The organism is Microbacterium stercoris, assembly GCF_017592545.1.
GTDB classification, from domain to species: domain Bacteria; phylum Actinomycetota; class Actinomycetes; order Actinomycetales; family Microbacteriaceae; genus Microbacterium; species Microbacterium stercoris.
Map to the genome: position 1 here is coordinate 376922 of NZ_JAGFOA010000002.1, position 19863 is coordinate 396784.

Annotated in this window: 22 protein-coding genes; 16 read left to right on the top strand and 6 right to left on the bottom strand. The window is 71.0% G+C overall.

Features of this window, described 5'->3' with window-relative positions; all coding sequences use genetic code 11:
• The first annotated feature begins 14 nt into the window (after positions 1-14).
• Entirely contained in the window at positions 15-854 is an 840-nt protein-coding gene (gene proC / locus J5V96_RS05925) for a pyrroline-5-carboxylate reductase (protein WP_208501686.1), read from the top strand.
• Positions 855-1172: 318 nt separating this feature from the next.
• Here proC and J5V96_RS05930 read toward each other — a convergent pair whose 3' ends face one another.
• Both J5V96_RS05930 and J5V96_RS05935 read right to left on the bottom strand, forming a co-directional pair.
• Positions 1173-1844 (bottom strand): potassium channel family protein, encoded by a 672-nt coding sequence (locus J5V96_RS05930; RefSeq protein ID WP_208501688.1) that lies wholly within the window; start codon positions 1842-1844, stop codon positions 1173-1175.
• Positions 1837-3276 (bottom strand): TrkH family potassium uptake protein, encoded by a 1440-nt coding sequence (locus J5V96_RS05935; RefSeq protein ID WP_208501690.1) that lies wholly within the window; start codon positions 3274-3276, stop codon positions 1837-1839. The genes J5V96_RS05930 and J5V96_RS05935 overlap by 8 nt, the downstream gene beginning before the upstream one ends.
• 97 nt (positions 3277-3373) lie before the next feature.
• Here J5V96_RS05935 and J5V96_RS05940 point away from each other — a divergent pair, with 97 nt between their 5' ends.
• From J5V96_RS05940 to J5V96_RS05970, 7 genes are all read left to right on the top strand, one after another.
• Positions 3374-3784 carry an ArsR/SmtB family transcription factor gene (locus J5V96_RS05940; RefSeq protein ID WP_208501692.1) on the top strand — a complete coding sequence of 137 codons (411 nt, stop codon included), beginning with the start codon at positions 3374-3376 and terminating at the stop codon, positions 3782-3784.
• 142 nt (positions 3785-3926) lie between these two features.
• The gene (locus tag J5V96_RS05945; RefSeq protein ID WP_055992940.1) at positions 3927-4118 is read left to right on the top strand and encodes a helix-turn-helix domain-containing protein; all 192 of its coding nucleotides are present in this window, start codon (positions 3927-3929) and stop codon (positions 4116-4118) included.
• A gap of 137 nt (positions 4119-4255) precedes the next feature.
• Positions 4256-4354 (top strand): 30S ribosomal protein bS22, encoded by a 99-nt coding sequence (locus J5V96_RS05950; protein ID WP_003792170.1) that lies wholly within the window; start codon positions 4256-4258, stop codon positions 4352-4354.
• A 134-nt stretch (positions 4355-4488) separates the two neighbouring features.
• The gene (locus tag J5V96_RS05955; protein WP_208502405.1) at positions 4489-6006 is read left to right on the top strand and encodes a molybdopterin-dependent oxidoreductase; all 1518 of its coding nucleotides are present in this window, start codon (positions 4489-4491) and stop codon (positions 6004-6006) included.
• A 47-nt stretch (positions 6007-6053) separates the two neighbouring features.
• Complete coding sequence (locus J5V96_RS05960) at positions 6054-6347, top strand: rhodanese-like domain-containing protein (protein ID WP_208501694.1); 294 nt, start codon at positions 6054-6056, stop codon at positions 6345-6347.
• A 10-nt stretch (positions 6348-6357) separates the two neighbouring features.
• Complete coding sequence (locus tag J5V96_RS05965) at positions 6358-6633, top strand: glutaredoxin family protein (RefSeq protein ID WP_208501696.1); 276 nt, start codon at positions 6358-6360, stop codon at positions 6631-6633.
• A gap of 13 nt (positions 6634-6646) precedes the next feature.
• Positions 6647-6946 carry a Dabb family protein gene (locus J5V96_RS05970; protein ID WP_208501698.1) on the top strand — a complete coding sequence of 100 codons (300 nt, stop codon included), beginning with the start codon at positions 6647-6649 and terminating at the stop codon, positions 6944-6946.
• Positions 6947-6952: 6 nt separating this feature from the next.
• Here the strand turns inward: J5V96_RS05970 and J5V96_RS05975 are convergent, their stop codons facing one another.
• From J5V96_RS05975 to J5V96_RS05985, 3 genes are all read right to left on the bottom strand, one after another.
• Positions 6953-8620: an FAD-binding dehydrogenase gene (locus J5V96_RS05975; protein ID WP_208501700.1), complete on the bottom strand. Its 1668-nt coding sequence runs from the start codon at positions 8618-8620 to the stop codon at positions 6953-6955.
• 131 nt (positions 8621-8751) lie between these two features.
• Positions 8752-10530: an aspartate--tRNA ligase gene (gene aspS / locus J5V96_RS05980; protein ID WP_208501703.1), complete on the bottom strand. Its 1779-nt coding sequence runs from the start codon at positions 10528-10530 to the stop codon at positions 8752-8754.
• 128 nt (positions 10531-10658) lie between these two features.
• Complete coding sequence (locus J5V96_RS05985; protein ID WP_208501705.1) at positions 10659-10859, bottom strand: hypothetical protein; 201 nt, start codon at positions 10857-10859, stop codon at positions 10659-10661.
• On the opposite strand from J5V96_RS05985, the gene J5V96_RS05990 reads away from it, so the two are divergent.
• The gene (locus J5V96_RS05990) at positions 10858-11145 is read left to right on the top strand and encodes a hypothetical protein (protein WP_208501707.1); all 288 of its coding nucleotides are present in this window, start codon (positions 10858-10860) and stop codon (positions 11143-11145) included. The two genes, J5V96_RS05985 and J5V96_RS05990, sit on opposite strands and share 2 nt — an antisense overlap.
• The gene (locus J5V96_RS05995) at positions 11142-11786 is read left to right on the top strand and encodes a DedA family protein (RefSeq protein WP_236014530.1); all 645 of its coding nucleotides are present in this window, start codon (positions 11142-11144) and stop codon (positions 11784-11786) included. Before J5V96_RS05990 ends, J5V96_RS05995 begins: the two co-directional genes overlap by 4 nt.
• Before the next feature lie 21 nt (positions 11787-11807).
• Here the strand turns inward: J5V96_RS05995 and J5V96_RS06000 are convergent, their stop codons facing one another.
• Positions 11808-13838, bottom strand: a complete 2031-nt coding sequence (locus J5V96_RS06000) for a hypothetical protein (RefSeq protein WP_208501709.1) — start codon at positions 13836-13838, stop codon at positions 11808-11810.
• Between the two features lie 105 nt (positions 13839-13943).
• Between J5V96_RS06000 and J5V96_RS06005 the strand changes: the two genes are divergently transcribed.
• The 6 genes from J5V96_RS06005 (at position 13944) to J5V96_RS06030 (ending at position 19816) form a co-directional block, all read left to right on the top strand.
• Entirely contained in the window at positions 13944-14573 is a 630-nt protein-coding gene (locus tag J5V96_RS06005; RefSeq protein WP_208501711.1) for a histidine phosphatase family protein, read from the top strand.
• An 86-nt stretch (positions 14574-14659) separates the two neighbouring features.
• Positions 14660-15271, top strand: coding sequence for a TlpA disulfide reductase family protein (locus J5V96_RS06010; RefSeq protein ID WP_307793537.1), 612 nt, complete (start codon positions 14660-14662; stop codon positions 15269-15271).
• Between the two features lie 23 nt (positions 15272-15294).
• On the top strand, positions 15295-16026 hold the full coding sequence (locus tag J5V96_RS06015) for a cytochrome c biogenesis CcdA family protein (RefSeq protein WP_443673952.1): 732 nt from the start codon (positions 15295-15297) through the stop codon (positions 16024-16026).
• Positions 16004-17707: a cytochrome c biogenesis protein ResB gene (resB, locus tag J5V96_RS06020; RefSeq protein WP_208501715.1), complete on the top strand. Its 1704-nt coding sequence runs from the start codon at positions 16004-16006 to the stop codon at positions 17705-17707. The genes J5V96_RS06015 and resB overlap by 23 nt, the downstream gene beginning before the upstream one ends.
• Before the next feature lie 10 nt (positions 17708-17717).
• Entirely contained in the window at positions 17718-18710 is a 993-nt protein-coding gene (gene ccsB / locus J5V96_RS06025; protein WP_208501716.1) for a c-type cytochrome biogenesis protein CcsB, read from the top strand.
• Positions 18711-19039: 329 nt separating this feature from the next.
• Positions 19040-19816: a DeoR/GlpR family DNA-binding transcription regulator gene (locus J5V96_RS06030; RefSeq protein WP_208501718.1), complete on the top strand. Its 777-nt coding sequence runs from the start codon at positions 19040-19042 to the stop codon at positions 19814-19816.
• Positions 19817-19863: the final 47 nt, after the last annotated feature.

The window sequence follows — 19863 nt, forward strand, 5'->3', positions numbered from 1 at the left end:
AATAGGATCGGGGCATGTCTGAGACCCTGCCTCCGCTCGCGTTCCTCGGTGCCGGATCGATGGGCGGTGCGATCCTGAGGGGTGTCGTCGCCAGCGGTATCCCGGTCGAGGGCGGCATCGTCGCGACCAACCGCACGGCCGCCCGTGCCGAGACCCTGGCGGGCCTCGAGGGCGTCGAGTCGATCGCGCTCGAGGAGGTGCCGGACGGCAACCTGCGCGCCGCCGCCGAGGCACGTGTCGTGCTCGTCGGCGTGAAGCCCGCCATGGTGCCCGACCTGCTGCGGGACATCGCCCCGCAGCTGCGCCCCGACGCGATCGTCATCAGCCTCGCCGCGGGCGTCACGCTCGCCACGTATCGCTCGCTGCTGCCCGATTCGGTCACCGTGCTGCGCTCCATGCCGAACACGCCGTCGCTCGTGGGCAAGGGGGTCACCGGGCTCGCAGCGGTCGAGGGCACCTCGGACGACGCGATCCGGATCGCCCGCACGCTCTTCGAGACGGTCGGATCGGTCGTCGAGGTGCCCGAGGAGCAGATCGACGCGCTGTCGTCGATCTCGGGGTCCGGCCCCGCCTACGTCTACCTGCTGATCGAGGAGCTCACCAAGGCCGCGGTCGCCAAGGGATTCGACGAGGCCGCCGCGCGCACGCTGGTGGAGGGCACGTTCGTCGGCGCCGCCGCGCTGCTCGACCACACGGGCGAGGATCCCGCCGAGCTGCGCCGCCAGGTCACCAGCCCCAAGGGCACCACCGAGCGCGCCATCGCCGTGCTGCAGGACGCGAAGCTCGACGCCCTCTTCGACGAGGCGACCGACGCGGCGGTCGCCCGTGCGAAGGAGCTGGCCGCCGGCAGCTGACCCCTGCGCCGGCTCCTGACGCCTGCGCCGGGTTCGGGGCGTCTCGACTCGCTTCGCTCGCTCGACGAGCGGAGGGAAGAGCTCGCCGCCGGGAGCTGACGCCTGCGCCGGGAGCTGACCCCTGCGCCGGGTTCGGGGCGTCTCGACTCGCTTCGCTCGCTCGACGAGCGGAGGGAGGGGGCGCTCGCTCGACGAGCGGAGGGAGGGTGCGCTCGCTCAACGAGCGGAGGGAGGGGACGCTCGGTCGACGAGCGGAGGGAGGGGGAATCGCCGCGCCGGGCGACGACGCGTGTCAGCGGTCGAGGGCGGCGAAGCCTGTCAGCGGTCGAGGGCGGCGAAGCGCTCCACGTCGACGTTGGTGCCCGAGACGATGATCAGGTCGTGGTTGGTGACCACGGTGTTCGCCTCCGCATAGCGGAAGGGCTTGCCCGGGCTCTTGATGCCCACCACGGTGACGTTGTACTTGGTGCGCACGCCTGACTCGTTGAGCCCGACGCCGCGCACGAACTTCGGCGGGTACATCTTGGCCAGCACGAAGTCGTCGTCGAAGCGGATGAAGTCGAGCATGCGGCCCGACACCAGGTGCGCGACGCGCTCGCCTGCCTCGCGCTCGGGGTAGATCACGTGGTTCGCGCCGACGCGAGCCAGGATCTTGCCGTGCGCCTGGGAGACGGCCTTCGCCCAGATCTGAGGCACCTTGAGGTCGACGAGGTTGGCGGTGATGAGCACCGACGCCTCGATCGACGAGCCCACGGCGACGACGGCGACCTGGAAGTCCTGCGCGCCGATCTGCTTCAGCGCGTCGATGTTGCGCGCATCCGCCTGCACGGTGTGCGTGACGCGGTCGGACCACTTCTGCACCAGCCCGAGGTCCTCGTCGATCGCGAGCACGTCGCGATCGAGGCGGTCCAGCTCTCCGGCGCACGCGGCGCCGAAGCGACCGAGGCCGATCACCAGAACGGGGGCGTCGCTGCGGATCTGCTCAACCAACGATCGGCCTTTCGACGGGCAGCGCGTACAGCTGCCGGCTGGAGGACGCGGCGACGGCCGCGGCCAGGGTCACGGTACCCACACGACCCATGATGATGGTGACCGCCATGACGTACACGGCGGAATCCGGCATCTGCTCGGTCACGCCCGACGAGAGCCCGACGGTCGCGAAGCCGGAGACCACGTCGAACAGCACCTTGTCGACGGGCATCTGCGTGATCTGCGCGATCACGACGGTCGCCACCGCGACGATCGTGGCGCCCCACGCGAGCACCGCGACGGCCACGCGCTGCACGTCGGACGGGATGCGGCGACCGAACGCCTCGACGGAGACGCGGCCGCGGGCCTCCGACCACACGCCGAGGGCGAGCACCGCGAGGGTGGTCACCTTGATGCCGCCGGCGGTGGACGCGGATCCGCCGCCGATGAACATCAGCATCGTTCCCACCAGCAACGACGAGCCGTTGAGGTTGCTGATGTCGACGACAGAGAAGCCCCCCGAGCGCGTCATCGCAGAGAGGAAGAAGGCTTGGAAGGTGGTGTCCCAGGCGTCGCGCGTGCCGAAGGTGCCCGGGTTCAGATACTCGAGTGCGAGGAACACGCCGGATCCCACAACGAACAGGATCACGGTCGTGATGAGCGTGAGCTTGGCGTGCAGGTTCCAGCGCCTCGGGGTGAGCAGCTGCTTCGAGACGGCGACGATCACGGGGAACCCGATGCCGCCGAGGAACACACCGAGCATCAGCACCGACAGGAACCAGTAGTCGTACTGGAACGGCGCGAGTCCGCCGTTGGTGAAGGTGAAGCCGGTGTTGGTGAAGGCCATCACCGCATGAAGCGGGGCCAGCCACAGGCCCTCCACCCAGGAGTGGCCCGCGATCACGATCGAGGGGTAGAGCAGCACCGCCAGGCCCGCCTCGATGACCACGGTGGAGAGGGCCACGATCTTCAGCAGGTGGCCCACCTCGCCGAGTCGCACGGTCTGCGACTCGTTGATGGGACCGCCGTGCGATCGCAGCGGGTTGGTGTCGCCGGCGGCGATGAGCTTGGCGCGCAGACCGAGCTTGCGCGAGACCACGAGTCCGAGGACGGAAGCCAGGGTCAGCGCGCCCAGTCCGCCGATGTTCGTGCCGATGAAGATCATGAACTCGCCGAAGAACGACCAGTGCGTCGTCATGTCGACGGTCGTCAGACCCGTCACGCACACCGCCGAGACGGCCGTGAAGAACGCGTCGACGAAGGGCGTGATGCGGCCATCCGCCGAGGCGAGCGGAAGCGACAGCAGCAGCGTGAAGAGGGCGATCAGGCTGAGGTAGACCAGGATCGCGAAGCGCGACGGCGAGGACGTCGTGAGCTCGCGGAACCACGATCCGAGCCCGCGTCCGAACCGCTTCCATGCCGCAAGGCGCACGGAGGAGGCGGTAGGCGCCATCCGGTCTCCCTCGGTATGCGATTCGGTTCATGCGCCGGGGCGGTGCCCCGGGCCTTGGACATGGTACTCCCGTGGGCGTCCGGCTACCCTGGCCCCTATGGCGGACATCTTCGACGTGATCGCGGACGGCACCCGGCGCGAGATCCTGCAGCTCCTGCTGAAGCGCTCGTCGGAGGGCGCAACGGGAACGAGCGTGTCGCAGATCGTCGCGGCGCTCGGTGTCAGCCAGCCGACCGTGTCGAAGCATCTCAAGGTGCTGCGCGAGTCGGAGCTGGTCTCCGTGCGCGAAGAGGGTCAGCACCGCTACTACAGCCTCTCGCCCGAGCCGCTCGAGCAGGTGGACGACTGGCTTGTGCCCTTCTTCGTCGCCGACGGCGATTTCGACCTCGGCGAGATCGAGGTGCCGGCGCTTCCCGTGCCCGCCGTGCGCGCCGCCGAGGGCATCGGACGTGCCGCCGCCTCCGCGAAGGTCGTGGTGCAGTCGGCGCTCAAACGCCTCGGCGCCTGACGTTCCACTCCGCCCGCGCCCCGAGGGGTGACGCGTCGCGCGCGTGCGCGTGATCGTCACATCCGTCACATCCGTCACTCAGGTTTACAGGGGGCCCGGCAAAGCCCTACGCTTGCGGCAAGTTAAAGAAGGGGAGGCCGCAGTGCCCGAGATGCCGGACGTGCGGTTCCTGACCGTGGCCGAGGTCGCTGAGATCATGCGCGTGTCCAAGATGACCGTGTATCGCCTCGTCCACTCCGGCGAGCTCCCCGCGGTTCGTTTCGGCCGCAGCTACCGGGTCCCCGAGTCGGCCGTCACCGCCGCGCTGCAGCGCCCCATCGCCGACGCGGGCTGAGAGCCTCGTCCGAACCGTCGCCCTCGCCAAGTGCAGGGCGACGCATGCGGTAGGCTGTCCCGAAGGCACGCTTCCGCTGTGCTCGATCCCGGACGCTGTTCGATCGGCGTCCAACCCCTTGACTACGTGAGGTTCCCATGGGTTCTGTCATCAAGAAGCGCCGCAAGCGCATGGCGAAGAAGAAGCACCGCAAGCTGCTTCGCAAGACTCGCCACCAGCGTCGCAACAAGAAGTAAGTCGCGACTGCAACCACTGACGCCGGTCCCGTTCTCGGGCCGGCGTTTCTGGTGTCCAGGGCGGCTGCCCGGGCCGACCGCGAGACCCGGGAGACCCGCACGGCGGCGTGAGGCGTAGCGTTCGGGGCATGACCATGAGGTTCGAGCCCGGACGCATCGCGGCGGCCGGCGCCGGCGTCGCCGCGGCGGCTCTGGGCGCCGGAGCCGGCGAACTGCTCGCCGCCGCGATCGCGCCCCGCACGAGCCCGTTCGCCGCGATCGGATCGGTGCTCATCGACGCCGCGCCGGCGTGGGCCAAGGACCTCGCGATCGCGCTGTTCGGCACGGGCGACAAGGTCGCCCTGCTGACCCTCATCGCGCTTGTGCTGCTGGCGGTGGCGGCGGTCGCGGGGCTGCTGCAGCGGCGGCGCCCGCCGTGGGGCGCGGTCGTCGCCGGATCCCTCGGAGTCGTCGGCGCCCTCGCCGCCGTGACCCGCGCCGACGGCGGCGTGCTGGCCGTTGTGCCGTCTCTCGTCGCAGGGACCGTGGCGGCGATCGTGCTCTCCCTCCTGCTGGCGCGTGCGCGCACGGACGGCGACGGCGCGGCGGGGATGACCCGCCGCGCCTTCCTGGGCGCCTCGCTCGCCTCCGCGCTCGCGGGCGCGGCGATGATCGCCTGGGCGGCGACTCGCGAAGCGGGCGCGCGGTCGGTCGCGGCCATCCGATCCGCTCTCCGGCTCCCGACGCCCGCCGCGGGGGCGATCCTGCCTCCCGGATCGGAGCTCGGGGTCACGGGGCTCGCACCCGTCGTCACGCCGAACGACGCGTTCTACCGGATCGACACCGCGCTCATCGTGCCCGAGATCGATCCCGCGACCTGGACGCTGCGGGTGCACGGCCTGGTGCAGCGCGAGATCGAGCTGACCTGGGACGATCTGCTCGCCCTGCCGCTCGTCGAGCGCCCCGTCACGCTGGCCTGCGTCTCGAACGAAGTCGGCGGCGACCTCGTCGGCAACGCGGTCTGGCTCGGCCACCCCCTCCGGGAGCTGCTCGCGCAGGCGGGGCCGCTGCCCGAGGCCGACATGGTGCTGTCGCGGTCGCAGGACGGCTTCACCGCGGGCACGCCCCTGGAGGCGCTGACCGACGATCGCGGCGCGCTGCTCGCGATCGGCATGAACGGCGAGCCGCTGCCGCTGACGCACGGGTTCCCGGTGCGGATGGTGGTGCCCGGGCTCTACGGCTATGTGTCGGCGACGAAGTGGGTGGTGGATCTCGAGGTGACGCGCTTCGACCGCGCCCGCGCGTACTGGACCGATCGCGGATGGTCGGCGCGAGGCCCGATCAAGCTGCAGTCGCGCATCGACGTGCCGCGCGCGGGAGCGGTCGCATCCGGCGAGGTCACCGTGGCCGGGGTCGCGTGGCACCCCCACATCGGCATCGCCGGGGTCGAGGTGCAGGTCGACGACGGACCGTGGGAAGCGGCTGCGCTCGCGGTCGCGATCTCAGCGGATACGTGGGTGCAGTGGTCGACGCGCGTCGAGCTCGGCGCCGGCGAGCACATCATCCGATGCCGGGCTCTGAGCGCCGACGGATCGACCCAGACCTCGAAGACGGCGCCGCCCGCTCCGGATGGCGCGACCGGCTGGCACACCCGGCGCATCACCGCGGCGTGACGGCCGGATCGAGCGCCCTCGCCGGTGGGCGCCGCAATAATGGAGACATGAACGAGATCTCGGTCCAGGACCTGCACTCCCGCAAGGATGTCCCCCTCGTCGACGTTCGCGAGGTGCACGAGTACGAGGCCGGTCACGTGCCCGGGGCCGTCAACATCCCGATGTCGCAGCTCAACGAGCGCGTGGGCGAGCTGCCGGCCGAGCCGTTCGATGTCATCTGCGAGCTCGGCGGACGCTCGGCGCGCGTCGTCCAGGCGCTGAACGAGCGCGGCTACGAGACGACCAACGTCGCCGGGGGCACCGCCGCATGGCGCGACGCCGGCTACCCCGTCGACCTCTGAGCGCCGCGCGGTGACCACCCTCACGCTGATCGGCAAGTCCGACTGCCACCTCTGCGACGTCGCGCGGGAGATCGTGGATCAGGTGCTCGCCGAACTGCCCTCCGACATCGCGGACAGCATCGATGTGCGCGAGGCCTCCATCCAGGAGGACCCGGCGCTCTACGACGCCTGGTGGGAGAAGATCCCCGTCGTCCTCATCGACGACACCCTGCACGGCCACTGGCGCGTGTCAGCCGACCGTCTGCGGGCGGCCTTGACCGCCGCCGTCACCGCCCCCAGAACCTGATCGAGGAGATCCGATGATCCGTCACGTCGTCCTGTTCCAGCTCGTCTCCGACGACCCCGAGACGCGCACCGCCCAGGTCGCCGAGGCCCGGCAGCGCCTCAAGGCGCTTGTGGGCGTTGTGCCCGGCCTTGTGCGCATGGACGTGCGCGAGGACGTGCTCGGGGGAGGCAACTTCGACTTCGCCGTCGATGCCGACTTCGACGATCTCGAGTCGCTCAACGGCTACACCGTGCACCCCGAGCACGTGAAGGCCGCCGAGTTCATCGGCACCATCCGCAGCGAGCACCGCGCCGCGATCGACTTCGAGCTCTGAGCCCGCTCAGCTGACCGCGGCGGCCGCGGCTCGGCCGGCCGTGCGCCCCGAGAACAGGCAGCCGCCGAGGAACGTGCCCTCGAGGGCGTTGTAGCCCATCATCCCGCCGCCTCCGAAGCCGGCGATCTCGCCGGCCGCGTACAGGCCGGGGAGGGGCTCGCCCGTGCCGTCCGGCGAGGGCGCGAGGCACCGGCCCTGCAGATCGGTCTCCAGCCCGCCGAGCGTCTTGCGCGAGAGGATGTGCAGCTTGACCGCGATGAGCGGTCCCGCGGCGGGATCCAGGATGCGGTGCGGCTTCGCCACGCGGATGAGCTTGTCGCCGAGGTACTGGCGCGCTCCGCGGAGGGCCGTGACCTGCGCGTCCTTCGAGAAGGGGTTGACGATCTCGCGGTCGCGCTCCCCGACGATGCGTCGCACGGCGGCCGCGTCGAGCGCGGGGGCATCCGGATCCGCGATGTCGTTCATGCCCGCCACGAGCTCCTCGATCGTGTCGGCCACGACGAAGTCGGCACCGTGCCGCTTGAACGCCTCGACGGGCCCCGGCGCGCCCTTGCCGATCCGCTTCGCAAGCAGCCGGAGGTCGCGACCGGTGAGATCCGGGTTCTGCTCCGATCCGGAGAGCGCGAACTCCTTCTCGATGATCTTCTGCGTGAGCACGAACCAGGAGGTGTCGTATCCGGTGGCGCGCAGGTGCGCGAGCGTGCCGAGCGTGTCGAAGCCCGGGTAGAGCGGGGCCGGGAGGCGATTGCCCGCGGCATCCAGCCAGAGAGACGACGGCCCGGGCAGGATCCGGATGCCGTGGTTCTGCCAGATCGGATCCCAGTTGCGGATGCCCTCGACGTAATGCCACATGCGGTCGGGGTTGATGAGGCTCGCGCCGTGGTCGCGCGTGATGGTGAGCATTCGTCCGTCGACGTGGGCGGGAACGCCGCTCACCATGGAGCGCGGGGGAGTGCCCAGGCGCGGGGGCCAGGCGGCGCGCACCAGATCGTGGTCGCCGCCGATGCCGCCGGCCGTGACGATCACGGCCTGCGCGCGCAGCTCGAACTCGCGCTGCACCTCGCGGTTGGTGGCGGCTCCGCGCGCGGTGTCGTCGGGAGCAAGGATCGCTCCGCGCACGCCCACCACTGACCCGGCGTCGAGAAGCAGGCCGTCGACGCGATGACGGAAGGCGAAGCGGATGCGGCCGGCCTCCGCGTGCGCGCGCACGCGCTTCTCGAACGGCTCGACGAGGCCCGGGCCCGTGCCCCAGGTGATGTGGAATCGCGGGACGGAGTTGCCGTGCCCGCCGGCGCGACCGTCGCCGCGCTCGGCCCAGCCCACCACGGGGAAGAGGCGGTGGCCCATCTCGCGCAGCCACGCGCGCTTCTCGCCCGCCGCGAAGCCCAGGTAGGCCTCGGCCCAGGCGCGCGGCCAGCGGTCCTCCGGACGATCGAACTGGGCGCTGCCGAACCAGTCCTGACGGGCGAGGTCGAGCGAGTCCTTCACGCCCATCCGTCGCTGCTCGGGGCTGTCGATGAGGAACAGGCCGCCGAAGCTCCAGAACGCCTGCCCGCCGAGCGACTGCTCGCCCTCCTGATCGACGAGCGTGACGCTCCTGCCCCGGTCGGCGGCCTCGGCTGCGGCCACAAGCCCGGCGAGCCCGGCCCCCACGACGACGATGTCGGTGTCCATGGGGGGAGGCTACATTTCCGCTCGCCCTTTTCGCTCGCGGGCGAGGCGGAGGCGGCGAAGACGAGACGCCCCGAGCCTCATGCGGAGGTTCGGGGCGTCTCGACTGGCTCGCTCGCTCGGCGAGCGGGGGCTTACGCCTCGTCGGCCTCGGGGTCGGCGTCGATGCCGGCCTCGGCGCGCTGCTCCGGGGTGATCGGGGCGGGCGCCGCGGTCAGCGGGTCGAAGCCGCCGCCCGACTTCGGGAACGCGATGACCTCGCGGATCGAGTCGGTCTTGGTCAGGTGCTGCAGCACGCGGTCCATGCCCAGCGCGATGCCGCCGTGCGGCGGGGCGCCGAACTTGAAGGCGTCGAGCAGGAAGCCGAACTTCTCCTGTGCGGCCTCCTCGTCGATGCCCATGATCTTGAAGACGCGCTTCTGGATGTCCTCGCGGTGGATGCGGATCGATCCGCCGCCGAGCTCGGTGCCGTTGCAGACGATGTCGTACGCGTAGGCCAGGGCCGATCCGGGGTCGGTGTCGAAGGTGTCCTCGAACTCCGGCTTCGGGCCCGTGAAGGCGTGGTGGACGGCGGTCCAGGCGCCGGCGCCGACGGCGACGTCACCCGAGGCGACCGCGTCGGAGGCGGGCTCGAACATCGGGGCGTCGACGACCCACGTGAACGCGAAGGTGTCGGGGTCGAGCAGACCCAGGCGCTTTCCGATCTCGACGCGCGCCGCACCGAGGAGAGCACGCGACGACTTGGTCTCGCCCGCGGCGAAGAAGGCGCAGTCGCCGGCGGAGGCGCCGACCAGGTCCTTCAGCCCGGCCTGCTCGGCCTCGGAGAGGTTCTTGGCGACGGGGCCGCCGAGCGATCCGTCCTCGTTGAACAGCACGTAGGCCAGGCCGCGGGCGCCGCGCTGCTTGGCCCAGTCCTGCCAGGCATCGAGCGTCTTGCGGGGCTGGCTCGCGCCGCCGGGCATCAGCACGGCGCCGACGTACTCCGACTGGAACACGCGGAAGGGCGTCTCGGAGAAGTAGTCGGTCGCCTCGACGAGCTCGAGGCCGAAGCGCAGGTCGGGCTTGTCCGATCCGTACTTCGCCATCGCGTCGGCATAGGTGATGCGGGGGAGCGGCGTCTGGACGTCGACGTCGATGGTCTTCCACATCGCCGTGATGACGTCCTCCATCATCTCGATGACGTCTTCCTGGTCGACGAAGCTCATCTCGATGTCGAGCTGCGTGAACTCCGGCTGGCGGTCGGCGCGGAAGTCCTCGTCGCGGTAGCAGCGCGCGATCTGGTAGTACTTCTCGATGCCGCCGACCATCAGCAGCTGCTTGAACAGCTGGGGGCTCTGCGGCAGCGCGTACCAGCTGCCGGGGTGCAGACGTGCGGGCACCAGGAAGTCGCGGGCGCCCTCGGGCGTCGAGCGCGTCAGCGTCGGGGTCTCGACCTCGACGAACTCGCGCTCGGCGAGCACGTCGCGCACGGCCTTGTAGACCTTCGAGCGCAGGCGGATCGCGGCGGCGGGGCCCTGGCGGCGCAGGTCGAGGTAGCGGTGCTTGAGGCGCACCTCCTCGCCGATCGGGTCGGCGTTCTCGCCACCCGAGACCTGGAACGGCAGGGGGGCCGACTCGTTCAGCACCTCGACGTCTGTCGCGATGAGCTCGATCTCGCCGGTCGGCAGGTTCGGGTTCTCGTTGCCCGCGGGGCGCTTGCCGATCTCGCCGGTGACCTTCAGCACGAACTCGCTGCGCAGCGGATGCGCCACGGCCTCGTCGCGGATGACCACCTGGGCGATGCCCGAGGCATCGCGCAGATCGATGAACGCCACTCCGCCGTGATCGCGACGGCGATCGACCCAGCCCGTGAGGGTGACGGTCTGACCGATGTGCTCGGCTCGCAGCGAGCCGGCGGTGTGGGTGCGAAGCACGGGGGTTCCTCCTGGTTCATCTGACGACCGCCAGATGACGGAATAGGCGTCAGGCAACCCGTCAAGTCTACGCGGCGCTTCACCGGGGCTTTCTTCCCGCCCGTGCCGCTCTCACCGAGGTCCCGATGCTAGTTTGCGCCCATGCCCTCATCCCCCTCCTCCCGCCGCGCCCCCGCCCCGTCGAGGCCCGGGGCGGCGAAGTCCGGATCTTCGCGAGCCGGATCGACGGGGAAGGCGAGATCCGGATCGACGGGTAAGGCGAGATCCGGATCGGCGGCCCCCGGTGCGAAGAAGGGCGACGCCGTGCGCCCCATCCGGAGCTTCGACATGATCGTCGCGGTCGTGCTGCTGCTCATCGGCATCGGCATCGCGCTGCCCGTCTCGGGCATCGCGAGCTGGGCCTGCCAGGGACTCGACTGCGTGGCCGATGACCCGGACGGCTGGTTCTACGCCTGGATGATCCTCGCGCCCTGCATCGCGCTCGCGCTCGCGAGCGTGGTGGTCATCATCGGCATCCTCAAGCGCTGGCTGATCTGGTGGGTGCCGCTCGCGGCGATCGTGCTCCCGCTCGGCATCGGCCTCGGCGCGCTCTTCATCCTGAACGGCGGAGCATGAGCGACGGATCCTGGCTCGGCGCGCTGATCGACGGCGTCGTCGGCCTGATGGACGTGATCGGCCCGGCGGGTGCGGGCCTCGCGATCGCGCTGGAGAACGTGTTCCCGCCGATCCCGAGCGAGGTCATCCTCCCGAGCGCGGGCCTTGCGGCCTCGCGCGGGGCGTTCACGCTGTGGGAGGCCGTGCTCTGGACGACGCTCGGCTCCGTCGTGGGAGCGCTCGCCCTCTACGGGCTCGGTGCGTGGCTCGGGCCGGATCGCCTGCGCCGCATCGCGGACCGGATTCCCCTGGTCAGCGGGGAAGACGTTGACAAGACCGTCGACTGGTTCGGACGGTACGGCGGGCGCGCGGTGTTCCTGGGACGCTTCGTGCCGGGCATCCGGAGCCTGATCTCCATCCCTGCGGGCATCGTGCGCATGCCGCTCGGCCGGTTCCTCGCCTTCACCGGCGGCGGCAGCCTGATCTGGAACACGCTGTTCGTAATGCTCGGCTGGATCCTCGGCGAGAAGTGGCACGTGATCGATCCGTACCTGTCGATCGTGCAGGACATCGTGATCGTCGTTGTCGCCGGCCTGATCGTGTGGTTCGTTGTGGTGCGGTGGCGCGCGCGACGCCGCGGGCGCCGCGAGCGCGAGGAGTAGCCCCGGGCGCGTCTGGCCCGCTCAGCCCGCGACGGCGGCGACGACGGCCTCCGCCGCGGCGATCCCCTCATGCATGCGCCATTGCGCCGGCTCCGTCGCGCTCGTCGTCGTGATGACGACCCGGTAGCCCGGCACCCGCGCCTCGAGCTCGAGACCCGTGGGCATGTACGAGCCGAGCAGGTAGCCGTCCGCGGCAGTGATCGTGGCGGATTGCTGCAGGCCGTTGTCGGGCAGCTTCTCGAGTTCGCCGCGGCGCGTGGCGACCGCCGCGGCGTCTCCGGCCTCTCGCGACACCCACACCTGCACGAGCGCGCGCTGGGATTCGTCGGCGACGTCCTTGCCCCGATCAGCCCCCCATGCGCACGCGAGCTGACCCGTGCCGGCGGTGACGCCGGATGCCGGCGAGAAGCCGGCGGCGAGCGGGGCGGCGGCCGCGAACAGCTCATCGCACGTGAGCAGGGACAGCCCGAGCCCCGCGAGTTCCTCGACGACCACGCCCGCCGCATCGGGGTCGTTCCATTCGCCCGGCACCTGCATCGCGAAGGCCGCCTGCTGCGCGGGCGTGCAGCGCGCGAGCGGCGCGAGAGCGGTCACGACGGCGTCGCGCCATTGGGGATCGGCCGCGATGTCGCGCGGGACGCCGACGAACGGGGGCTGCACGGCGAGCACGCCGAACAGCGCCATCGAGTCGGCGGCGGGGTCGGTGCAGGTGGGCGTCCACGAGCCGAGCGCGGGAGCATCACGGCGGGCGAGCACGGTGAAGGACGCGCCGCCCTGCGGCAGTGCGGCAGCGGCCGCGAGCGCCTCGGCGTGGCTCGACGCGATGTCGTCGAAGCGGCCCTGCGCGGCAAGCCGCGCCGCCGTCGCGGCGGCGCGGGCGCCCTGGACAGCCGCGTCGTCGTCGCTGTCGCGGATCGTCCCGGCCAGCGCGTGCGCCACCGGCCCGAGGTCGCACGCCGTCAGCGCCGCAGCGACGGCCCCCGCGGCGGCCGGATCGGTCAGCGCACCGGTCTGCGAAGCGCCGCACTCGTACAGGGTGGTCAGCAGCGCGTCCACCGAGGCGTCCGCCACCTCGCCCAGCGACACCTGCCGTGCGAACGCGGCGAGCAGGTCCACGGTCGCGGTGCGAGCGTCGACCCGCGCGACCGCGCGAAGCGGCACCGCCGGATCAGAGGGCGCGCGGAATCCGACGTCGACCGTCGCCGACGGGGGCAGCAGCACGGTGCGCTCGTCGTCGATGAGAGACGCCGCCAGCGCCCAGAACCGCCCGGCGGCGCCGTGACGCGTGGCCCACTGCCATCCGGCCCCCTCCTGCGCCTCGAGCGCGCGGGTCACGGGGCTCGCGCTCGCCGTGTGCACGGTGAGCTCGTCGCCCTGCGGGTTCTCGGGGCACGAGGGGAGGGCGGCGTCGTCGCGCGAGCGGTCCGGATCGCCGAACACCGCCACCCAGCCGGGCAGCGAGGGGCCGTCGCAGGCGGGTGACGCCGGATCCGGGGTCGCGGCGGGCGTGGAGAGCGCGCCGGTCGCCCAGGTCACGACCCCGCTGGCGTCGAGCTGAGCCGACAGCGTGCCGTCGGCCACCGTCAGGGGCGTGTCGAGCGGGCGCCACACGCGCGCGTCGTCGTCCCAGGCCACCAGCACGGCGGCCTCTGCGAGACCGGGGTCGAGCCCGCCGACATCCCACGTCACGGTGGCGGGATCATGCAGGGCAGAGGTCGTCTCGATCCGCACCGGCGTGCCGAAGGTCTCGCGGGCGATCCCCGAATCGGCGACGCCGATCTCGGCGCCCACGGCGATGCCCGCGACCTTGACGGTGACGGCGCCCGCGGGCACGTCGATCGCCACGTCGCCGGTGGTCCAGCTCTCACCGTCGCCGTCGACCTGGGTGGTGCGGGCATCGGCGAACGAGGGGGCGGGATCGCGACGGGCCTCGCCGGGCTCCGGCTCGGGCACGCAGGCCGAGAGCCCCACAACGAGCGCCGCGGCGAGCAGCGCCGACGCCGCCCTCGCCCTCAGCCGCGCGCCGTCGGATCGCCGTCCCCGCCTGCTCACCCGACCACGGTAACCGCGACGGGCGACACTCTCCGGCTGGCGCACCGATCCTAGGATCGAAGCACCGCGCCATTCCCGCGGACCACGCCGACGAACGGGGACAGCATGCCTGCCGACCGGATCCATCTCGTGCGTCACGGCGAGGTCCACAACCCCGCCCGGGTGCTCTACGAGCGCATCCCGGGCTTCGGGCTGAGCCAAGCCGGCCGCGCGATGACCCGGGTCGCGGCCGAGCACATCCGGGGCCTCGACCGGCCCGTGTCGCGCCTGCTGTGCTCGCCTCTTCAGCGCACGCAGGAGTCGTCCGAGCCGTTCGCCGAGCTGTTCGGGCTGACGCCCGAGCTCGAGGAGCGCGTCATCGAGCCCACCAACCTCTTCGCCGGCCAGCGCATGAGCCGCGCGCTCCGCAACCCCGCGAACTGGTGGCTGCTGCGCCGCCCGTCGCTGCCCAGCTGGGGCGAGCCGTACAACGCGATCGTCGAGCGGATGCGATCCGCCCTCGACGATGCCTGGCATCACACCGACGGCGGCGACGTCGTGGTGGTGTCGCACCAGGCGCCCATCTGGCTCTGGCACCTCTCGGTGGCGGGGCTGCCCCTGCGCCACGACCCCCGCACGCGACGCTGCGCCCTCTCGAGCGTCACGTCGTTCGAGCGCGTGGGCGACGTGTGGCGCGAGGTCTCCTACGCCGAGCCCGCCCAGACCGCGGGCGCGGTCGACGTGGGAGCGGTGTGATCCGGCGGTCTTTCGAGAGCGAAGCACCTGCGCGAGCAGTCAGCGCGCACACAGCCCCGGCATAGCCGGAAACGTAGAATCCAAGGGTGCCTCAGAACCCCCGTCTCGTCGCGCGTCTGACCGCGGCACTGGGCATCGCGGCGCTCGCCGTGGGCCTCGCCGCATGCACCCCCGATCCTGTCGCCGAGCAGTATCGCGAGGGTGGCGACACGGGATACATCGCCGGTGAGCAGCTCATCCAGGAGTTCCCGGCCGCCGATCGCGGCGAGCCGGTCGTCTGGGAGGGCGTCACCGAGCACGGCGAGAAGCTCTCGAGCGAGGACCTCGCCGGGCAGGTCGTGGTCGTCAACTTCTGGTACGCCACCTGTGCGCCCTGCCGCGTCGAGGCCGCCGACTTGCAGAAGGTGTACGACGAGTTCAAGGACGACGGCGTCTCCTTCGTCGGGGTCAACACCTTCGACCAGGCCGACCAGGCGCGCTCCTTCGCCGAGGAGTTCGGCATCACCTACCCGAGCATCATCGACGTCGATGACGCCACCGTGAAGCTCGCGTTCGCCGCCGAGACGCCCATCTCGGCCACACCGACCACCCTCGTCATCGACAAGCAGGGCCGCGTCGCCGCGCGCATCCTGTCGATGATCGAGAGCCCGTCGATCCTCTCGACGCTCGTCAAGGACGCCCTGGCGGAGAAGGCGTGACCTCCGTCGTCCTGGACGGCGCGCTGTGGGCCTCGCTCCCGCTCGCGCTGGTCGCGGGACTGCTGTCGTTCCTCTCGCCGTGTGTGCTTCCGCTCGTGCCCGGCTATCTCGGGTTCATCAGCGGATCCGTCGATCCGCAGGCCTCCGGATCCGGAGCGCTCGTCGGGCGCCGCAAGCTGGTCGGCGGCGTGCTGCTGTTCGTCGCCGGGTTCACCCTCGTCTTCGTCACGATCGTTGTGCTCGGCGGGGTCGCGGGCGGCGCGATGTCGCGATTCTCGATCCTGTACGGCGACCTGATCACGCGCATCCTGGGCGTGGTGATCATCCTGCTCGGCCTGGTGTTCATGGGGCTGTTCGGCTTCGCGCAGAAGATCGCCAAGCCGCAGGTGAAGGGCGACCTCGGCCTCATCGGCGCCCCGCTGCTCGGCATCGCGCTCGGTCTCGGCTGGGCTCCCTGCATCGGTCCGACGCTGGGCGCGATCATCGCCGTCGCGTGGCAGCAGGGTGATCCGGTGCGCGGGGGACTGCTCGGCCTCGTGTACTCGCTGGGCCTCGGCATCCCGTTCCTGCTCATCGCCCTCGGCTTCGGCTGGGCGACGCGCTCGCTCGCATTCCTGCGCCGCCACATCCGCGTCGTCAACGTGGTCGGCGGCGTGCTCCTCGTCCTCCTGGGGCTGCTGATGGTGCTCGGCATCTGGACCCAGATCATGTCTCGCCTCCAGGGGGTGTTCGTTGGTATCCCGACCCTCCTCTGAGGCTGCGTCGAAGAAGGCGAGCGGATCCGATCCGCTTCGTCCGTCAGATCACGTCGACTCGTCCGACGACACGGTGACCTCGCCCGCGCTGGGCGTCGTCGGCTGGCTGCGGTGGGGCTGGCGTCAGCTGACGAGCATGCGCACGGCACTCGTGCTGCTGCTGCTGCTGGCGATCGCCGCGGTTCCGGGCTCGATCTTCCCGCAGCGCATGGCGAACCCGAACGGCGTTGTGCAGTGGGAGCGCGACAACCCCGGGCTCTTCCCGATCCTCGATGCGATCCAGATGTTCGACGTGTACCTGTCGGCCTGGTTCTCGGCGATCTACATCCTGCTGTTCATCTCGCTCGTCGGCTGCATCCTGCCGCGCACGCAGCACCACTGGAAGGCCCTGCGCGCACGCCCGCCGCGCACGCCCGCACGCCTGTCGCGACTCGATGACCACCTCACCCAGCGCGTCGAGGGCGAAGGTGACGCCGAGGTCGGCGCCGCGCACGCCATCGACGAGGCCACCGCGCTGCTGAAGGGCCAGGGCTACCGCGTCGAGCGCTACGACGGCAGGGGCGCCTTCTCCGTGTCGGCCGAGCGCGGCTACCTGCGCGAGACCGGCAACCTCGTCTTCCATGCCTCGTTGGTGGGCGTGCTGCTGGCCGTGGGCATCGGCGGCGGATTCGCGTACACCGGCCAGCGCATCTTCGTCGAGGGGCAGACCCTCGTGAACTCGCTCGTGGACTACTCGTCGATGAACCGCGGACGGTTCGTCGGCGATGAGGCGCTGAACCCCTACTCGATGCGGCTCGACTCGTTCGACGTGACCTACCAGCCACCGGCCCCGCTCGGATCCGGACAGGCCGGAGACTTCGCGGCCAACGTCACCGTGACCAAGCCCGGCGGCGAGGAGACGAGCGGCACGATCCGCGTCAACCACCCGCTCGAGGTGGCGGGGGAGCGCGTCTACCTGCTCGGAAACGGCTACGCGCCGACCATCACCGTGCGCGACGCCGACGGCGACGCGGTGTTCAGCGAGTCGGTTCCCTTCATCCCGCAGGACGCCAACATGACGTCGATGGGCGTGGTGAAGATCGCCGACGGGATGCCCGAGCAGCTGGGCATGATCGGCTTCTTCTATCCGACCCGGGGGCAGCTCGACACCGGTGCCAAGACCTCCATCTACGGCGACACGCTCGACCCGCTGCTCACGCTCAACGTCTACTCGGGCGATCTCGGCATCAACGAGGGTGTGCCGCGCAACGTCTACGAGCTCGACCCGACGGGCATGACGCAGCTCGCGGGCGGCGACGCCGACGTCGAGGCGATCCAGCTCGCCCCGGGCGAGACCGCCGACCTGCCGAACGGACTCGGCACCATCACGTTCGAGGACGAGACGCCCGTCGACGCCGATCGGGCGATGGTCGGGGCGACCGAGTCGGTGAAGCGATTCGTGTCGCTGCAGACGCACCAGGACCGATCCGCGATCTTCGTGCTGGTCTTCGCGATCCTGCTGATCGCCGGACTGATGACCGCGCTCTTCGTGCCGCGCCGACGCGTCTGGGTGAAGGCGACCCCCGGGACCGACGGCTCGATCGAGATCGAATACGCCGCGCTCGCGCGCGGTGAGGACCCCACCCTCGCGGCCGCCCTCGAGCAGCTGCGCACCAAGCACCTCTCCACCCTCGAGAAGTAGGATCCAGCCCATGCACCCCGAAGCCGGCCCGCTCGACGGGATCTCGTTCCTTCTTATGTGGACCGCGGTCGCCATCTACGCTCTGGCGTTCATCGCGTACGCGTTCGACCTCGCCAAGCGCTCGCAGCTGTCGCTCGAGAGGGCCGACGCGAAGGTGCTCGTGGCCGCCGGCGGAATCGACACGCAGACGATCGCCCCGGGCGTGCAGGCGATGCACGCCGCGGAGGACCGGCGCAACCAGGTGTTTGCCCGCATCGGCACCGTGCTGACGGTGCTCGGCTGGCTGTTCCACCTCGCGGGCACGGTGCTGCGCGGCATCGCCGCGGGGCGCGTGCCGTGGTCGAACATGTACGAGTTCGCGATGACCGGAACGCTGCTCGTGATCGCCGTGTACCTCGGTGTGCAGTTCTGGCGCGACCTGCGGTTCCTCGGCACGTTCATGGTGGGCCTCGTCACGGTGCTGATGGGCGCGGCGACCCTGTACCACGTGGATGTCGTGCCGCTTGCCGACCCCCTGCGCTCGGTGTGGCTGATCGTGCACGTGTTCGTCGCCTCGCTGGCCACGGCCTTCCTCGCGCTCGCCTTCGGCCTGTCGGTGCTGCAGCTGCTGCAGGCCCGCCGCGAGCGCCTCGAGCTGGCGGCGGCCACCGACGCCGCGCCGAAGCGCTCGTTCCTGCGCACGCTGCCGACCGCCGAGGCTCTCGAGGGGCTGGCCTATCGCTTCGCGATCATCGGCTTCATCTTCTGGACCTTCACCCTGATCGCCGGGTCGATCTGGGCGCAGGACGCCTGGGGTCGGTACTGGGGCTTCGACACCAAGGAGGTCTGGACCTTCATCATCTGGGTGCTCTACGCCGGGTACATCCACGCGCGTGCCACCCGGGGCTGGCGCGGCACGCGCTCGGCCTGGCTGTCGATCGTCGGCTTCACCGCCGTCATCTTCAACTTCACGATCGTGAACCAGTTCTTCCAGGGTCTGCACGCCTACTCCGGTCTGAGCTGATCCGCTCCGCCCCGCCGCGCCCTGTCTCGCCCTCCGGCGAGGCGGGGCGCTCGCGTTGGGGGTCGCGCGCGGGGCGGGGTCCGGACGCGGGACTGTGAGTTGTGGCGACACGGCGTTCCGTGCGTTGACTAGTCCTCCGCGGGATTACTAGTCCCGCCTGGACTAGTAATCCCGCGCGGGACTAGTCAACGGCCCACGCTGGGCCGGGCGCGCCTCGAGCCTCCGCCGGGGCCCGGGCGCCGGGCGCCGGATCCGGGACGACAAGGATCTGCGTTTGTGTTGTTTTCTGTGGGAATGCGTTGTAATGTCTTCGCATCCGAAGGAGGACGATGTACGCGACGGAGCGCAGGGAGCTGATCGAGCGGATGCTGCTCGATGAGGCGCGGGTGTCTGTGGCCGAGCTGGCCCAGCGCCTGAACGTGACCACCGAGACGGTGCGCCGCGACCTCGCCGTGCTCGAGGAGCAGGGCGCGCTGCGCCGCGTGCATGGCGGCGCGGTCACCCCCGATCGCGGCAGCGCCGCCGAGGTCGATCTGCGCGAGCGTCAGAATCGCGGTGCGCCCGCCAAGAGCTCGATCGCCGCGCGCGCCGTCGAGGGGCTCGGAGGGGGATTCACCGGATCCGTCCTGCTGGATGCCGGCACAACGACCGGCGCGTTCGCCGAGCTGCTGGCTCACCGCGCCCAGCCCGGCGTGCACGTCGTGACCCACTCCGTGGTGCTGGCGGCGGCGCTGACCGCCGCGGGCTACGCGGATCTCACGATCCTCGGCGGTCGAGTGCGCGCCGTCACGGGGGCGGCCGTGGGAGCGGCCACGGTCTCGAGCATCGAGAACCTGCGCCCCGACGTCGCCTTCATCGGCGCCAACGGCCTCTCCGCAGGCTTCGGCGCGAGCACCCCCGACCCCGAGGAGGGCGAGGTCAAGCGCGCGATCGTGCGCTCCGCGCGCCGGGTCATCCTGCTCGCCGATCGCACCAAGTTCGACGTCGAGTCGCTGCGCCGCTTCGCCGCGCTGGACGAGATCGACGTGCTCGTCACCGACGAGGCGCCCAGCGGCGCGCTCGCCGACGCACTCGCCGCCGCCGACGTCGAGGTGTGGGTCGCCTGATCCGCACACCCATCCGATCCGGATCCTGAACTGCTGCGGCGCCGCCG

Excerpts from the sequence above, each read along its gene's own strand:
- proC (WP_208501686.1), top strand. The coding sequence starts at position 15 with ATGTCTGAGACCCTGCCTCCGCTCGCGTTCCTCGGTGCCGGATCGATG.
- J5V96_RS05935 (WP_208501690.1), bottom strand. The coding sequence starts at position 3,276 with ATGGCGCCTACCGCCTCCTCCGTGCGCCTTGCGGCATGGAAGCGGTTC.
- J5V96_RS05940 (WP_208501692.1), top strand. The coding sequence starts at position 3,374 with ATGGCGGACATCTTCGACGTGATCGCGGACGGCACCCGGCGCGAGATC.
- J5V96_RS05950 (WP_003792170.1), top strand. The coding sequence starts at position 4,256 with ATGGGTTCTGTCATCAAGAAGCGCCGCAAGCGCATGGCGAAGAAGAAG.
- J5V96_RS05955 (WP_208502405.1), top strand. The coding sequence starts at position 4,489 with ATGAGGTTCGAGCCCGGACGCATCGCGGCGGCCGGCGCCGGCGTCGCC.
- J5V96_RS05960 (WP_208501694.1), top strand. The coding sequence starts at position 6,054 with ATGAACGAGATCTCGGTCCAGGACCTGCACTCCCGCAAGGATGTCCCC.
- J5V96_RS05970 (WP_208501698.1), top strand. The coding sequence starts at position 6,647 with ATGATCCGTCACGTCGTCCTGTTCCAGCTCGTCTCCGACGACCCCGAG.
- J5V96_RS05975 (WP_208501700.1), bottom strand. The coding sequence starts at position 8,620 with ATGGACACCGACATCGTCGTCGTGGGGGCCGGGCTCGCCGGGCTTGTG.
- J5V96_RS05990 (WP_208501707.1), top strand. The coding sequence starts at position 10,858 with ATGATCGTCGCGGTCGTGCTGCTGCTCATCGGCATCGGCATCGCGCTG.
- J5V96_RS05985 (WP_208501705.1), bottom strand. The coding sequence starts at position 10,859 with ATGTCGAAGCTCCGGATGGGGCGCACGGCGTCGCCCTTCTTCGCACCG.
- J5V96_RS05995 (WP_236014530.1), top strand. The coding sequence starts at position 11,142 with ATGAGCGACGGATCCTGGCTCGGCGCGCTGATCGACGGCGTCGTCGGC.
- J5V96_RS06005 (WP_208501711.1), top strand. The coding sequence starts at position 13,944 with ATGCCTGCCGACCGGATCCATCTCGTGCGTCACGGCGAGGTCCACAAC.
- ccsB (WP_208501716.1), top strand. The coding sequence starts at position 17,718 with ATGCACCCCGAAGCCGGCCCGCTCGACGGGATCTCGTTCCTTCTTATG.
- J5V96_RS06030 (WP_208501718.1), top strand. The coding sequence starts at position 19,040 with ATGTACGCGACGGAGCGCAGGGAGCTGATCGAGCGGATGCTGCTCGAT.